The sequence below is a fragment of the Shewanella spartinae genome (genome assembly GCF_019457555.1).
GTDB lineage: Bacteria > Pseudomonadota > Gammaproteobacteria > Enterobacterales > Shewanellaceae > Shewanella > Shewanella loihica.
This window is the reverse complement of record NZ_CP080418.1, coordinates 4,447,371-4,461,338: the sequence shown is the minus strand read 5'-3', so window position 1 is coordinate 4,461,338 and position 13,968 is coordinate 4,447,371. Positions and strand designations below refer to the sequence as shown.

The 13,968-nt window shown below is 56.4% G+C and carries 13 protein-coding genes; 4 read left to right on the top strand and 9 right to left on the bottom strand.

Annotated elements, in window-relative coordinates; genetic code table 11:
- Positions 1 to 8 precede the first annotated feature (8 nt).
- A complete protein-coding gene (locus K0I31_RS19355; RefSeq protein WP_220079436.1) occupies positions 9 to 1,202 on the bottom strand; it encodes a glycine C-acetyltransferase in 1,194 nt (397 codons plus the stop codon).
- Positions 1,203 to 1,632: 430 nt separating this feature from the next.
- A complete protein-coding gene (locus K0I31_RS19350; protein ID WP_011867502.1) occupies positions 1,633 to 2,286 on the bottom strand; it encodes a TetR/AcrR family transcriptional regulator in 654 nt (217 codons plus the stop codon).
- A gap of 285 nt (positions 2,287 to 2,571) precedes the next feature.
- On the opposite strand from K0I31_RS19350, the gene waaA reads away from it, so the two are divergent.
- Positions 2,572 to 3,837, top strand: coding sequence for a lipid IV(A) 3-deoxy-D-manno-octulosonic acid transferase (gene waaA, locus K0I31_RS19345; RefSeq protein WP_220079435.1), 1,266 nt, complete (start codon positions 2,572 to 2,574; stop codon positions 3,835 to 3,837).
- Here the strand turns inward: waaA and K0I31_RS19340 are convergent.
- From K0I31_RS19340 to rfbC, 4 genes are all read right to left on the bottom strand, one after another.
- A complete protein-coding gene (locus tag K0I31_RS19340) occupies positions 3,834 to 4,559 on the bottom strand; it encodes a 3-deoxy-D-manno-octulosonic acid kinase (RefSeq protein WP_220079434.1) in 726 nt (241 codons plus the stop codon). The genes waaA and K0I31_RS19340 overlap by 4 nt on opposite strands.
- Positions 4,560 to 4,624: 65 nt before the next feature.
- Positions 4,625 to 5,542: a dTDP-4-dehydrorhamnose reductase gene (gene rfbD / locus K0I31_RS19335; protein WP_220079433.1), complete on the bottom strand. Its 918-nt coding sequence runs from the start codon at positions 5,540 to 5,542 to the stop codon at positions 4,625 to 4,627.
- Between the two features lie 28 nt (positions 5,543 to 5,570).
- Positions 5,571 to 6,641 carry a dTDP-glucose 4,6-dehydratase gene (rfbB, locus tag K0I31_RS19330; RefSeq protein WP_220079432.1) on the bottom strand — a complete coding sequence of 357 codons (1,071 nt, stop codon included), beginning with the start codon at positions 6,639 to 6,641 and terminating at the stop codon, positions 5,571 to 5,573.
- Positions 6,634 to 7,182, bottom strand: coding sequence for a dTDP-4-dehydrorhamnose 3,5-epimerase (gene rfbC / locus K0I31_RS19325; RefSeq protein ID WP_220079431.1), 549 nt, complete (start codon positions 7,180 to 7,182; stop codon positions 6,634 to 6,636). Before rfbC ends, rfbB begins: the two co-directional genes overlap by 8 nt.
- Before the next feature lie 135 nt (positions 7,183 to 7,317).
- Here rfbC and K0I31_RS19320 point away from each other — a divergent pair, with 135 nt between their 5' ends.
- The 3 genes from K0I31_RS19320 to K0I31_RS19310 all read left to right on the top strand — a co-directional run bounded on the left by K0I31_RS19320 (position 7,318) and on the right by K0I31_RS19310 (position 10,682).
- Positions 7,318 to 8,397, top strand: a complete 1,080-nt coding sequence (locus tag K0I31_RS19320; protein ID WP_220079430.1) for a glycosyltransferase family 9 protein — start codon at positions 7,318 to 7,320, stop codon at positions 8,395 to 8,397.
- Positions 8,398 to 8,515: 118 nt separating this feature from the next.
- A complete protein-coding gene (locus K0I31_RS19315; protein ID WP_220079429.1) occupies positions 8,516 to 9,592 on the top strand; it encodes a glycosyltransferase in 1,077 nt (358 codons plus the stop codon).
- Positions 9,582 to 10,682 carry a glycosyltransferase gene (locus K0I31_RS19310; protein WP_220079428.1) on the top strand — a complete coding sequence of 367 codons (1,101 nt, stop codon included), beginning with the start codon at positions 9,582 to 9,584 and terminating at the stop codon, positions 10,680 to 10,682. Before K0I31_RS19315 ends, K0I31_RS19310 begins: the two co-directional genes overlap by 11 nt.
- Here K0I31_RS19310 and K0I31_RS19305 read toward each other — a convergent pair.
- The 3 genes from K0I31_RS19305 to K0I31_RS19295 form a co-directional block, all read right to left on the bottom strand.
- Positions 10,679 to 11,470: a glycosyltransferase family 2 protein gene (locus tag K0I31_RS19305; RefSeq protein ID WP_220079427.1), complete on the bottom strand. Its 792-nt coding sequence runs from the start codon at positions 11,468 to 11,470 to the stop codon at positions 10,679 to 10,681. The genes K0I31_RS19310 and K0I31_RS19305 overlap by 4 nt on opposite strands.
- A 234-nt stretch (positions 11,471 to 11,704) precedes the next feature.
- Positions 11,705 to 12,559 (bottom strand): glycosyltransferase, encoded by an 855-nt coding sequence (locus tag K0I31_RS19300; RefSeq protein WP_220079426.1) that lies wholly within the window; start codon positions 12,557 to 12,559, stop codon positions 11,705 to 11,707.
- A 16-nt stretch (positions 12,560 to 12,575) separates the two neighbouring features.
- On the bottom strand, positions 12,576 to 13,748 hold the full coding sequence (locus K0I31_RS19295) for a glycosyltransferase family 9 protein (RefSeq protein WP_220079425.1): 1,173 nt from the start codon (positions 13,746 to 13,748) through the stop codon (positions 12,576 to 12,578).
- Between the last annotated feature and the right edge of the window lie 220 nt (positions 13,749 to 13,968).

The window sequence follows — 13,968 nt, the reverse complement described above, 5'->3', positions numbered from 1 at the left end:
ATAGACTCCTAGATAATTCCCATCTCTTTGGCGATGCGGGTGAAGGCATCGATGGCGCGATCTAGCTGCTCGCGGGTATGAGCGGCCGACATCTGGGTACGAATACGGGCCTGGCCCTTAGGTACCACAGGGAAGGAGAAGCCGATCACATAGATATTCTCTTCCAACAGACGGTTAGCGAAGTCGCTGGCCAGCTTGGCATCGCCAATCATCACAGGGATGATGGCGTGGTCGGCGCCGCCCAGGGTAAATCCTGCCTCGGTCATCTTCTCGCGGAAGTAACGGCTGTTTTCCCATACGGCTTCGCGCAGTGCCTGGCCAGACATTAGCATCTCCAGTACGTGAATCGAGGCGGTGACGATAGAAGGGGCCAGCGAGTTAGAGAAGAGGTAAGGACGCGAGCGTTGACGTAGCCAGTCGACGACCTCTTTCTTCGCCGAGGTAAATCCACCCGATGCGCCGCCCAAGGCCTTGCCCAGGGTACCCGTGATGATGTCGACTCTGTCCATCACGTCGCAATACTCGTGGGTACCGCGGCCGTTTTGACCGATAAAGCCCACGGCGTGCGAGTCATCCACCATGACTAGGGCGCCATATTTATCGGCCAGGTCGCAGACGCCTTTGAGGTTGGCGATCACGCCATCCATAGAGAATACGCCGTCGGTGGCGATCAAGATATGACGAGCACCGGCTGCCTTTGCCGCCTGCAGTTGGGTCTCCAGATCGGCCATGTCGTTGTTGGCGTAGCGGAAGCGCTTGGCCTTACACAGACGTACACCGTCGATGATAGAGGCGTGGTTCAGGGCATCTGAGACGATGGCGTCTTCGGCGCCCAGTAGGGTCTCGAACAGGCCGGCGTTCGCATCGAAGCATGAAGAGTAAAGAATGGTGTCTTCCATGCCGAGGAATTCACTCAGGCTGGCTTCGAGTTGCTTATGAATATCTTGGGTACCACAGATGAAGCGCACAGACGCCATACCGAAGCCGTGATCGCTCAGGCCCTGCTGCGCCGCGGCGATCAGTTCGGGATGATTGGCCAGGCCAAGGTAGTTGTTGGCGCAGAAGTTCATCACTTCGTGGCCGTTGACTTCGATTTCGGTCTTCTGAGGAGAGGCAATAACGCGCTCGCTCTTGTATAAGCCTTCCGCTTTAACTTCAGCCAGCTGCTGATTGATTTGATCGTAGAATGAGGTCGTTGCCACCTGTAGTCTCCTTCTTTCTGTCTCGTTTTATTTTTGTATGCTTTGCCCGAGCCTGCTCACTTGGCAGATAAACTCGAGGAAAGGCGATAAGTTAGGAACCATCTTTAACGCATAAGTCAGGCTTGTCATAGCCAGGTATCGCCCCGTCGATGAATGATTAAGTCTAGTTCAGTTTCGACCATCTATTGTTGCCGACACGCCTGCCGGAAAGGGGGACGCCTGGGATATGGATCGCGCTAGGCTGGCCGAATTCTAACCTTAAACCCGGCCGGCGCCACATTTTTTTTTGCGCTATTAACTAAGTTAGTGCAAGTGCAACTTTCGCATAACAAAAAATAATGCGAAATGTCACAACTGGCCTATCACGACAGGCCTATCACGACAGACTAAGCGAGAGGCCAGATGATGAGGTGAGTGGCAGAACCGTTGTTTAGTCTTCTTCCTGTTCCGCCTTGGCCAGGGCCTGGTAATGCTGCTCAAGCCTGATGAAGGTGGGTCTGGCGGACTCGCTGGCGTAGGCCTTGAAGATCATTAACACTCGCAGTAGCCCCTCGTAGAGCGAGGTCTTGGTGATCTGGGTGGCCTCAGAGTGGGTGAGCTGGTTGCTGATCCAGAAGCAGGCCACCATGCGGATGGTGTCGGCCAGCGGCGTGATCTCGGCGTCGTCGATCACCAATACGCCATCCTGTTTTAGCTGGGTCAGGATGCTGGTGGCTCGCTTGAGTACCTGCTCATGGGTGACCGTATACTGCTTGTTGAGCACCTCGTCGCGGCTGAGGATGATCACCAGGTTGGCGTACATGAAGCGGAACTGCCACAGGGTGTAGAAGAGGGCGTCGAAGTAGCCGATCAGGAGGTCGACATCGACCTTCTTGCCTTCATAGGGCTGAAAGCCTGTCTCTAAGTGCTGCTCATAGAGGCTGAAGATGGAACGGATGATGTCTTCTTTATTACGAAAATGGTAGTAGAGGTTACCCGGGCTGATCCCCAGATGCGCGGCAATATGGTTGGTGGTGATGGCGCGCTCACCATGCTCGTTAAACAGGGCCAGGGCGGCGTGGACGATTTTATCGCGGGTCTTCATCTTGATCCTAAGTCAGGTCGGTTTATCACCCGTGGGCCAGCCTTTTCTTGCGCACGAGTCATAGGGCTATATTCGAGTAAAGGCTCCAGTTGAAGTTATCAGCCAGCGGGTAAAAGTCAATCTATGGCTACTCAGACCAGTTATGATTAACCCCCTGTTTTTCTGCCTATTTATAAATCGATGTGAGGTTTATTGGGCCTGCGTCTGTTTGCCGCCCGCCGGCCAGCGGCATATGTTACTATTAAGGCCTATGAGTAAATTGACCCTGTGTAAGTGCCATCCCCTATGAATCGTACCCTCTATTCTGCCTTGCTGTATCTACTAAGCCCTCTGCTGATTCTCTATTTGGCGATTCGGGCGATCAAGAGCCCGGATTACCGTGGTCGTTGGGGCGAACGCTTCGGTCTGTCGACGCTTTCGCGGGCAGATCTGCTGATCCATTCTGTCTCCATGGGGGAGACTCTGGCGGCGATTCCGCTGATTAAACAGATACAGGCCGCGTACCCCGAGCTCAGTATTACCATTACCACCACGAGTCCGACAGGTTCGGCCGAGGTGATAAAAGCCTTTGGCGAAAGCGTGCAGCACTGCTATCTGCCTTTCGACCTTCCTCTGTGTGTGGCGCGTTTCCTAAGCCAGCTGCAGCCTAAGCAGATTATCATCATGGAGACTGAGCTGTGGCCTAACCTGATTCATCAGGCCAAACGCCGGGGTGTCAGGCTGATGCTGGCCAACGCCCGCCTGTCGGAGAAGTCCGCCAATCAGTATCGCGGCCGGCCCAAGCTGTCGCTGCCCATGCTGCGCTCACTGGATCTGATCGCAGCCCAGTCGCCTCAGGCGGCGCAGCGTTTCATCGACCTGGGCGTCGAGGCCGAACGGGTAAAGGTTACGGGAAGCCTCAAGTTCGACCTCACCATAGCGCCTGAATTGCTAGAGAAGGCAAAAGAGCTGCGTAAGACCTGGCAGCGGATGGAGACCCCTGTCTGGGTGGCGGGCAGCGTACATCCCGGGGAGTTTGATATCATGCTCGCCGCGCACAAGAGCCTGTTGATGCGCTTCCCCCATGCCCTGCTGGTGTTGGTGCCCAGGCATCCAGAGCAGTTTGACGCGGCGGCCAGCCGGGTGAAGGCCGCAGGGCTAGTGCCGGCGCGCCGAAGTAAACAAGATGCGGTGGATGACCAGACTCAGGTGCTGCTGGGCGACACCATGGGTGAGCTGCTGAGCTTCTATGGCGCGGCGGATCAGGCTTTTGTCGGCGGTACCCTGATCGAGAATGGTGGCCATAATCCACTGGAGCCGGCGGCCATCGGCCTGCCCGTCTATGTGGGGCCACATCACTGGGATTTTGCCGAGATCACTGGCTTGCTTAAGGAGGCGGGATCTTTAGCCTTAGTGCAGGATGCCGATGAGTTGGCGCAGCAGCTGGTGCATAAGTTTGACGATAAGGCGGCCTATCTGGCCGCCAGAGAGGCCGGGCTCGAGGTGGTCGAGGCCAATAAGGGGGCACTGACGGCCCAGTTCGACTTGGCTAGCGAGTTGATCAAGGCTTAGGCCTGGGCGTAGCCCGCTAACAGCTGCTGCCAGTTTTCCTGGCTAAAGTGCAGTTCGGGCGCCTTGCCCTTCTCCTTGTTGAAGGAGCGGAGCAGGCGATCCAGATTGGCCTTTTGCCACTTGCTGCCAGGCTGCTTCAATGCGCCGCGGTCGAAATCGATCAGGGTAAAGCTCTCGCCAGCCAATAGTATGTTCTTGGCGTTAAGATCGGCGTGATAGACGCCGCGGCGGTGGAACTTGGCGATACAGGCACCGAGCGCCTGCCATTTTTCATCCGACATAGGCCCCTGGCTTAGTTCGGCCACCAGATCGCGAGCGCCCGGGATCCGCTTGATGATGATATCGCCGCGATAGTAGGGGCCGCTGCGCTGGATCTGCGCCGCCACAGGTTCCGGCACCGCAAACCCTTCCTTAAACAGCTGCTCCAATAAATTGAATTCGGCGATCGCCCGGCAACGCTTAAGCCCGGTGTAGAGATAGGCATCGCGGCTGAACTTCTCCATCATGCCGCCACGATAATAGTGTCTGAGTACCCACTCCTCCTCGGGCGCCTGGCTCAGAGGCGCTGGATTGACAAACCAGGTGGTGTAGCGGCCCGTCGAAGAGCCTGTTATGGCCCCTAGGTCTTGCCAGTAATCGAAGGTAAACCAATCTGGGGTGATCGCCTTGAGCGAAGCTTGGCTAAAGACGATGCAACCGGCATCGGTAGTTTTTATTTGCATAGATTCACTGGCTCAACAGGCTTAAATGGTCGCTATGGGGAATTGTACCCGATATTGGTGCCCTGTCAGCCCTCTTTCGCCAGTTGTTGCAGCACCTGGATCAGATTATCCTGCCAGCGTTTGGCGGGCAGAATAGCCTGGGACTGACTGGTATCCAGCGCGCTGTAGCGCGGGCGAGGCGCCGCGGCGCCGTATTCCTGGGTGCTAATGGGGCTGATGTTTGCCGGCTTATCCAGTAGCCCCAAGGCAAAGGCGCTATCTGATATCTGCCGTGCAAACTCATACCAGTTGGTGACGCCGAGATCGCTCCAGTGATAGATGGGTTCTGGCTTTGTCACTTGAATGAGTTGCCAGATAAACTGCCCCAGTGCCATGGCCGAAGTTGGCGTGCCCCATTGATCGTCGACGACCTTAAGCGGTTTACCCTGGCGCATCAGAGTAAGCATGGTCTTGACAAAGTTATGGCCGAAGGGGGAGTAGAGCCACGAGGTGCGCACTATGCAGGCATGGCCCAGGCCATATTCCAGCGCCGCCTGCTCGCCGCACCACTTAGATTCGCCATAGCGACTCACCGGGTTAGACGTATCGGCTGGGCGATAGGGTTGGCGCTGTTGTTTATCGAGCTCCCCCTTAAAAGCCTCATCAAATACCCCATCAAAGACCCCATCGAAGACATAGTCGCTGGAAAGGTGGATAAGCCGGATGCCACGTTTACCGCAGTGCTCGGCCAGTGCCTTTACCGCTAGGTGATTGAGGGCAAAGGCGGCCTGGCAGTCAGTCTCGGCTGCATCGACCTGGGTATAGCCACTGGCATTGATAGCCAGTCCATAGCCTTGCTGCTCTAATAGCCGCTCGATCGCCTGACTGTCGCGGATATCCAGCGCCTCACGGCCCAGATAGTCCACCTGGTAGCATTCTGGCTGAGTCGCCTTGAGCGCCTGGGAAACCTGCCCATGGCGGCCGATCACCAATATCGGTTTCATCGTGCTGGACCCATTATGGACTTGCTCATCATGACTGGCTCGCCATCTGATGGCACCAATCCAGGTGTGTCAGATACCAGTCCACCGTCTTCTCCAGGCCGCTGGCGAAGCTTTCGCTAGGTTGCCAGCCTAAGGCGCGGCTCAGCTTGCTGGCGTCAATGGCGTAGCGGGTGTCGTGCCCGGGCCTGTCTTTGACGAAGCCGATGAGTTGCCTGAAGTCGCTGATGCCGCTGGGCTTCTCGGTGACCTTTTGATTTAACAGATCGCAGATGAGGCTGACGACTTCGAGATTCGTCATCTCATTCATGCCGCCTATGTTGTAGCTCTCGCCTAGCTCGCCCCGAGCGGCCACCTGGCACAGGGCATGGGCGTGGTCGTCCACATAGAGCCAGTCGCGGATCTGCTTGCCGTCGCCATAGACGGGAATCGATTTTCCCATCAGGGCGTTAAGCAGGGTCACTGGGATCAGCTTCTCCGGATACTGATAGGGGCCATAGTTGTTGGAGCAGTTCGACAGCACTATCGGCAGGCCGTAGGTGCGATGCCAGACCCTCACCAGATGATCCGCCGCGGCCTTGCTGGCGGAATAAGGTGAGCTGGGGGCGTAGGGGGACTGCTCGCTAAAGTATCCCGCCTCGTCTGAGCCTAAGTCGCCAAATACTTCGTCGGTCGAGACATGGTGCAGGCGAAAGCGCGCCGCTACCTCCGTCGGCAGCTTGCGATAATAGTCTAGGCATTGCTGCAGCAGCTCGAAGGTGCCGACAATATTGGTGTCGATGAAGGCTCTCGGCCCCTCGATAGAGCGATCCACATGGGTCTCCGCCGCAAGGTGGAGCACCAGATCTATCTGGTGTTGCCTGAGGGCGTTGCCCAGGGTATCGCCATCATTGATATCGGCCTGGATGAAATGGTAGTTGGGATCTTGCGCTACGGATTCGAGGGACAACAGGTTGCCGGCATAGGTAAGCTTGTCATAGTTCACTACACGGCAACCGCCTAGCGCGATGAGGTGGCGAATCAAGGCCGAGCCGATAAAGCCAGCGCCACCGGTGATCAAGATATTGCGCCCGGCCAACGGGTGCTGCTGTTGACTATTCATAGTAATCGGCCTCGGCAAAGGTGCCCGCGGCCTTGTCCTTGGGCGACAGGATTGGCGACCGTGTGTTGAGTAGCGGCCAATCGATGGCTAAGGTGTCATCGTCCCAGCGGATGCTGTGTTCGTCATTCGGCGCGTAATAGTCGGTGCACTTATAGAGGCAGTGGGCCTCAGGCGAGACGACATAGAAGCCGTGGGCGAACCCGGGGGGCACCCAGAGCTGATGTTTGTTGTCTGCCGACAGGTGGTGCCCTGTCCATTGACCGAAACTCGGGCTATTGCGGCGCAGATCGACACATACATCGAAGATCTCACCGCTGACTACGCGGATAAGCTTGCCCTGAGGCTGTCTGAGCTGATAGTGCAGCCCACGCAGCGTGCCCTGCTGCGAATGGCTCTGATTTTCCTGCACAAAGTCGAGATCCACCAGGTGTTCCTTAAACCACTGCTGACGAAATGTCTCGAAAAAACAGCCGCGCTTATCGCCGAACACCCGAGGCTCGAGCAGCTTAACGTCTGGAATGGAAGTATTGAGGATCTTCATCGTGTCATCCGGCCGATAAACAGGGAATTTCGTTCATTTTCGTTCCTATGGCGGCCTAATCATGGAACCTGGTGACATTCTACATTAAACTCGTTGCGGATCCTTACTCCCTAATAATTTCTCAGCGGCCCCTATATGAGCTTGAATTTGCAGACTGCCCACTCTTTGTGTCTCTTACGTTTATCTGCCATCGGTGACGTGTGTCATGCGGTGGCCATGGTGCAGGCGATTCAGCGCCAGTATCCAGATCTTAAGATCACCTGGGTGATTGGCAAGGTGGAGTATCTGCTGCTTAAGCATCTGCCCGACGTCGAGTTTGTCATCTTCGACAAATCCCAGGGCTGGCGCAGTTACGTCAACCTGCGCAAGGCGCTTAAGGGACGTCGCTTCGATCTGCTGCTGCATATGCAGGTGGCACTGAGGGCGACCATCGCCTCCTTGGTTATCTCGGCAAAGGTGCGTCTGGGCTTCGATCGTGCCCGCGCCAAGGAGGGGCAGTGGCTGGTGACTAATCGCCGGGTGGAGCCTTTGTCGACGCCCCATGTGCTCGAGGGGTTTATGGGCTTTGCCAAGGCCGTGGGCGTCACGGATCTTAAGCCTAAGTGGGAGATTCCAGTACCCGCCGCGGATACCGAGTTTGCCCGCCAGCTGATCCCAGATGGGGATAAGACTTTAGTGATCTGCGCCGCCGCCAGTAAGGCCGAGCGCAATTGGCTGCCGGAGCGTTATGCCCAGGTGGCGGACCATGTGCTTGAGAAGGGCTACCGTGTGCTCTTATGCGGCGGCCCGGTTCCTATGGAGCGTCAGCTCGCCGAGGCGATCCTTTCACATGGCGATACCCGCATCGAAAACCAGGTGGGCAAGACCTCGCTGACCCAGCTTCTGGCGCTTCTGAAACAGGCGAGTATCGTCCTGGCACCAGATACCGGCCCGGCCCATATGGCGGTGACTCAGGGCACGCCAGTGATCGGCCTCTACGCCCACTCTAATCCTGGACGCACCGGGCCCTATACCTGTTTAGACAGCGTAGTGAGCGTCTACGACCAGGCGATCGCCCAGCAACACTCGGGCGATGTGCCCTGGGGGACCCGCGCCAAGGGGGAACATTTGATGGAGATGATTCAGGTGGCGCCCGTGCTGGCGGAGTTTGATCGCCTGGCGCAAGCCAGCGCCGGTGACCAAGTTAGCGAGTCGCAGTCACACGCCAGCCATTAGCCAGGGGTTGGCGATTAATGGTAGACTTCAGGTTTGATTGGCTCATCTGGCCCCCGTCGGCTGAGTCATGTAATGAGGGAAGATGGGGTTTTCCCATTCATTTTTAGGGATATCGTCAATGTCAGTGGCGCCAAAATTTCTGTTTGTACCTGTCTCCTGTGAAGAGGGGATAGGTGAATATATGCGTTCCACCATAGTGGCCGACGAGATCATGCAGCGTTGGCCGCAGGCACAGGTTGAATTCGTGCTCAATAGCCGCGCGCCCTATGCCAAACATTGTCCCTATCCGACGCATCTGGTTAACGACACCCCCACCAAGCGTGTGAAAGAGGTGAATCAGCTGGTCTCAAGGCTCAAGCCTGACCTAGTGATCTTCGATGCCGCCGGCCGCAAGGCGCAGCTTAAACATGCCAACCGTAGCGGCGCCAAGGTAGTCTTCATCAGCCAACACAAACGTAAGCGTGCCCGCGGCATGAAGCTTGAGCGGGCCTTGGTCACCGACAGCCATTGGGTGGTACAGCCAGAGTTTGTGATTGGCGATATCAGCCGTTTCGACCGTTTCAAGTTAAACCTGATTAACCGCGCCGAGCCGATCTTTACCGGCTCAATCTTCGCGCGGCCAGATAGCGCCTTGCAGCACGCCTTGCAGCAAGCGCACGGCCTGAAGCCAAAGGGTTATCTTCTTTATAGTGCAGGCTCTGGCGGACATTATATCGGCTCGACCCTGGCCGCCGAGCGCTTCGCCCAGGTGGCGCAGGCCTGTTATCGAGAGACGGGGATTCCCAGTGTCATGGTATTTGGCCCTAACTATCCCAAGTCTCTGCCTCGGCTAGATGGCGTGGTGGCCATAGAGCGACTCTCTAGCCTTGAGTTTATCAATCTACTCGATGGCGCCGCAGGCGCCGTGCTGAGCGGCGGCGACACCCTGTTGCAGGCCATCGCCCTCAAGGTGCCGACACTGGCGGTGGCCGTCTCCAAGGATCAGCCCAAGCGGATCCAGCGCTGCGTGCAGCGAGGCCTGGGGCTGAGTTGTGATATCGAGCTCGATGCCATGTGCGCTCAAGTGCAGCGCCTGATGGAACCCCAGACCGCCCAGCAGTTAACTGCCAATATGGATAGAGAGGCCGAGGCCAAGGGGCTGGATATCTGCATGGCGGAGATTGAACGACTCTTGGGGCTTGTCGGTGAGCGCTAAACGCATCGGCTTGGCCATAGACAGCCTCGCCGGTGGCGGGGCCGAAAAGATAGTCCTGACCCTGGCGGCCGAGCTGAAACGCCTAGGGCATGAGCCGCACCTGCTGGTGCTTTCCCCACATTATGATTATGGCGTGCCAGCGGATATTCCCCTGCATGTCTGCTTCGATGAGCGCGACCGTCATATCATCGCCTGGTGGCGACTGAGCCGCTCGGCGGCCAGGGTGAAACAGTGGATCGACGGACTCGAGCAGACCCATGGCAAGTTCGATCTTATCCTGTCTAATCTGGACAAGAGTAATCTGTTGCTGACCCGCGCAAACGTGTCGCCGCTCTATATCGTGGTGCATAACTCTATCGAAGAGGAGTTGAAGCGCGAGCGTAAGCTCGGGCCTATCTCCTATCTCACCATGCTCAGAGCCAAGTGGGCACTGAACGGCCAGGCATTGATCACAGTGTCCAAGGGGATAGCACGCGAGATTGACCAAAGCGGTCGAATCGTGCCCGGTAGCGTGCGCACCATCTACAACCCCTTCGATATCGAGACGATAAGGGCAAAGGCCGCTGAGGCGACCCCGGATATCCCCAAGGGGGAATTCCTTATCCATGTTGGCCGCGTCGCCCGCCAGAAACGTCATGACATACTGTTCCAAGCGCTTGCCAAGATGCATAAGCCCTTGCCGCTGGTGCTGCTCTGTAACAACCCCAAGAAGGCGATGAAGCTGGCCAAGAAGTATGGCGTTGCCGATCGCATCATCTGCCCCGGGTTTCAGGCCAATCCCTTTCCCTGGATCAAGGCGGCGCGCCTCTTAGTGTTGAGCTCAGATTATGAAGGCCTGCCCACCGTGCTAATCGAGTCCTTGATCTGTGGCACGCCCGTGGTCAGCACCCTCTGTCCCCATGGGCCGGATGAGATCATGACAAATGAGCTCGCCGAGTATCTGGTGCCAAGGCGGGATAGTGAGGCCTTGAGTCGTAAGCTAGATAAGGCCTTGGAGCATTATCCAAGCCTTGCGGACAGTGAGATCCTCACTCAGGTGGCAATCGATAAGATAGTCGCCGACTATCTGAGTCTCTGCCAGTCGCCTTAGGAGCCGAGTTCGCTAATGCCCTGGGCGCAGCGAATCGGCCTTTGGGTAAGCGTGTGCTGAAACAAAAGATTGTTGCTGGCCAGCTGCTGGCGGCAGCTCTCCTTGTGATGCAGATGAAAGGCGACGGCATAAAACTTCACCCGCTTGCGCCATTTACCGTTGTGGTACATGCGCAGGGCAAATTCCTTATCTTCTGGGCCCCAGCCCTCGAACGCCTGATTAAAGCCGTTGATGGCCAGGGCATCTCGCCGCCAGAATCCCAGGTTACAGCCGTGTATGCCCTCTATTGAGTCCGGCGCTCCCCAGCCGCTTTTCTCGCACAGCCAGCGACTGCGAAGCGCTTGCTCTCTGCCCCTGGCGATGCCACGCGAGAAGAGACTCGGCCGCGCGTTACCCGTCAATATCCGCTGGCTTAGGGCCGGTCCCAGCTTCACTCGTTTACCCGTCACCAGGCAACCTGGCTCGGCGACGGCCAAGTGGTCGGCGATAAAGTCTGGGTGTAGTACGAGATCGCCGTCGATCATTATGATGTAGTCGAAGCGGGCGAGCCCTATGGCGCGATTGCGGCTGGCGGACAGACGAAAGCCCCTATCTTCATGCCAGCTGTGGATCAGCGGGACGGGAAAGCTGGCCTTGAGTGTGTCGATAAGCTCGCGTGTTGCCGGGCCTGAGCCATCGTCGGCGATGATCACCTCGTCGGGAAGCTGGCTTTGCCTCTGGACGCTGGCGAGCACAGCATTTAGTGCTTGGGGCCAGTTATAGGTGGTGATGATGAGTGAGGTCTTCATGGCGCCTTAACGAGTGATAGTCTTGGCCGGAATTTTACTCGTTAGAGGCGATAAGTTTTATCTTTTCAATATATTAGATGGTTTTGTGTTAATGCATGGATGTCGCTGTAACTGCGGGGTAAATCTGCGGTTGCAAAGGTGAACGAAAGGCTGGTGGACTGTGGCATGAAAAGGGCTGCAACTGTTAGTGTTTGCAGCCCCAAAACTTAAGTAATTGCTTATTTATATAAACCGTTATTTAAGCCATTTGCGTCCCAGAGTTGGCTTGCCGATAAAGTTAAGCAGTCCCTGGGGAACGCCACTCTTACGCTTTAGGTTGGCGGTATAGAGATTCCAGGCATCGAGTTTGAGCTGCTTGATCTCTGTCGGCGTCAGGGTATCGCCATACATCTGGCAGTAGTCATCCACATAGCGGATCTCGCGGCTCGGGCACTTGATGCGGTAGCCTCGACCGGCGTAGTGAATAAAGTCGGCCTTGCGATAGTCTTCGTTGCCCAGCAGATCCATGCGATTGAAAGCCGCATCGACGCCTTGGTTCTTGATCTTGTTTTTCTGAATGACGTAATTCACATAGGTCTGATCGTAGAACTTAACCGTGTTACACACCTGCTGCATCCCTTCCAGGGTGGCGAGCTCAAACAGGGGGCACTCCTTAGAGATCAGGAACATGCCGAAGTTGTAGTAGCTGTAGTGGCCATCGGTTTGCGGCCAGTTCTCGACGGCGTCGAAGGCGGCATTGATCTCGCCAACCGGAATGGTGCGGTCGGTGTAAGGACCTTCGTCGAACATGTAGACAGTTTCAAGATCTTGATACTCTTCGAAAATATCTCGCGCCCATGGCGTCACCATGATGTCTGCATCCAGATAGAGCACCCTGTCGTATTGCTTCAATAGCTCGGCGGTATAGAGCTTTTCCGGCCAGGCCGGGCTGGCCGAGTATTTAGGGTTCTCGATATGGATCTTGTAGTGCAGGCGATCCGATACCACGAGATCGGCACCGACCTTTTCGGCGTAGCGCTCGAAGCTTTTTAGCGCCGCGCGGTACATGGGATTGTCGCCAATGGCGAGGGTGAAGATGGCTTTTTTCATAATGGGGCCTTGGCTGTTATGAATTTAACTGTGAATGGGCGGCTGGCTTCTCGTCGTCAGATATCTGGGCATTAGGCATCTGGGGGCCAGACATCTGGGCAAGTGTGGCTAATACCTCATCGACGCCGATATCGCTAACATAGCCCTTGCCTGTCGAAGCGTATAGCACCTTAGAGCTGGCGGTTTCCGGCGGCGCCCAGTAGGGCTTCTTCTGCCGCATCATTGCGATAAGCGGGCGCTGACTGGCGGTGGCGAAGTGCATGATGGCGGTCTCGACCGTGATCACCATATCGGCGGCGGCGATCATCGCCGGCAGCTCAAAGAAGTTGTCTTGCACGGTAAAGACTGCGACCTGGCTGTTCGCCAGCTTAGGCTCATCGTCGATGGCCTGCTCGAGGGCGCTAAAGTTCTCTGGGGTGCTGTTGACGATGAAGCGGCTGTCTGGTGCCTTCTCGGTGAGGCGGGCGATCAATTCAAACAGCTGAGACTGATGCCAGTCGCGCTTCTTATTGGTCGACAGATGGTTGAGAAAATAGAGCCTGCCCTGAGCCTGACCGGGAAAGGCCTCGCTTAGCCAGGCCTTTGCCGTCTCGGTAACCTCTGGCGTGATGGTCAGCGACGGCATGAAGGCCGATTTGTCCAGTGTCAGCCCGGCAACTCTGTGCAGCAGCTGATAGTAGCGATCGGTAATATGGTGCTGCTCGCCGAGGGCTGCCACATCTATCTTAAAGGTCTTGTCGCTGTGGCGGAAAAACCAGGGGTCGAGCAGTCCGCCAAATTTGGATTTGGCCAGGCTGGTGACGATAAAGCCCTTGGGACTGATGCGTCTGGCCAGCGCCGAAAATTGTTCGCTCTTGCTGCCTGAGTGAGTGATCACCAGGTCGTAATCTAAGGCCTTGGCGGCCTCGACCTGTCTATCTTGCATCGCCTTGCTGTCGCTGCAACCATAGCTGCGGCTAAAGGCGGGCTCGGCGGCGATCCACTGCTGCATGATCTTGCTACGAGAGAGGCGCCAACTGTCTTGGTTGTTGCGGTTATCGTCGAGCCAGATATCCACCTCGAGTGCTGGATGCTGCTGTTTGAGGGCGGCCAGAAAGGTCTTGATATAGAGAAAATCGCCCAGCGCCAAAGGGGAAACAAAGAGGAGGCGTCTTGCCTGTGCTAATCGTTCACTTGGAATAAGAGACATTGTGCCCTAGCCGATAAAATAAAAGTGGCTTAAGGATACATGGCTTTGCTGACAGAGAAAACCTTGGCCAATGGCTATTTGCCAGTGACCCGTGGCCATAAGTTTGCTTGTTTGTGACTCGACGCCAATTGCGCCGGGCTCACTGGTCAGGCTTTCGCCTGGCGAGGTGACAAATTGGCTGTAGTATTAATGGAATGTGTTACAATCTGCGCCAGTATGC

Bases quoted from the DNA above. Each gene is read 5' to 3' on its own strand.
- K0I31_RS19300 (WP_220079426.1), bottom strand. From the start codon at position 12,559: ATGAAAAAAGCCATCTTCACCCTCGCCATTGGCGACAATCCCATGTAC.
- K0I31_RS19320 (WP_220079430.1), top strand. From the start codon at position 7,318: ATGAGCTTGAATTTGCAGACTGCCCACTCTTTGTGTCTCTTACGTTTA.
- waaA (WP_220079435.1), top strand. From the start codon at position 2,572: ATGAATCGTACCCTCTATTCTGCCTTGCTGTATCTACTAAGCCCTCTG.
- K0I31_RS19350 (WP_011867502.1), bottom strand. From the start codon at position 2,286: ATGAAGACCCGCGATAAAATCGTCCACGCCGCCCTGGCCCTGTTTAAC.
- K0I31_RS19315 (WP_220079429.1), top strand. From the start codon at position 8,516: ATGTCAGTGGCGCCAAAATTTCTGTTTGTACCTGTCTCCTGTGAAGAG.
- K0I31_RS19305 (WP_220079427.1), bottom strand. From the start codon at position 11,470: ATGAAGACCTCACTCATCATCACCACCTATAACTGGCCCCAAGCACTA.
- K0I31_RS19340 (WP_220079434.1), bottom strand. From the start codon at position 4,559: ATGCAAATAAAAACTACCGATGCCGGTTGCATCGTCTTTAGCCAAGCT.
- rfbD (WP_220079433.1), bottom strand. From the start codon at position 5,542: ATGAAACCGATATTGGTGATCGGCCGCCATGGGCAGGTTTCCCAGGCG.
- rfbB (WP_220079432.1), bottom strand. From the start codon at position 6,641: ATGAATAGTCAACAGCAGCACCCGTTGGCCGGGCGCAATATCTTGATC.
- K0I31_RS19295 (WP_220079425.1), bottom strand. From the start codon at position 13,748: ATGTCTCTTATTCCAAGTGAACGATTAGCACAGGCAAGACGCCTCCTC.
- rfbC (WP_220079431.1), bottom strand. From the start codon at position 7,182: ATGAAGATCCTCAATACTTCCATTCCAGACGTTAAGCTGCTCGAGCCT.